This window comes from Stenotrophomonas sp. C3(2023), from assembly GCF_032911385.1.
Lineage (GTDB): Bacteria > Pseudomonadota > Gammaproteobacteria > Xanthomonadales > Xanthomonadaceae > Stenotrophomonas.
The window spans coordinates 1-247 of record NZ_JAWJLO010000018.1 but is presented as its reverse complement, the minus strand read 5'-3'; the positions used below and the strand labels follow the sequence as shown (position 1 = coordinate 247).

The following is a 247-nucleotide window of genomic DNA, read 5'->3' as shown; positions in this document are numbered from 1 at the left end:
TGGTGTTGGCGGTAGTGATCGCGGTGGTGTTGGCGGCCACATCGGCAACCGTGGCAGTGATCGCCGCCGTGTTGGCGGCCACGTCCTCGTTGGTGGCGTGCAGCTGTGCACCGTTGACCGCCTCGGTGCTGCCGGCGGCCAGACGGCCATCGGCCACGCCGCTCAGCGTGCGGTTGATCGCCGCACCAGCTGCATCAACGCCAGCGAAGCTGACCGAGGTGCCGGCCTTGTCTCCACCCACGGTGAT

1 protein-coding gene is annotated in these 247 nt (G+C 68.4%); it reads right to left on the bottom strand.

Going from position 1 to position 247, the window contains the following annotated elements; translation table 11 throughout:
• Positions 1-247, bottom strand: a 247-nt coding sequence (locus tag RZA67_RS16420; RefSeq protein WP_317214129.1) for a hypothetical protein, incomplete at both ends; no start/stop codon positions are given.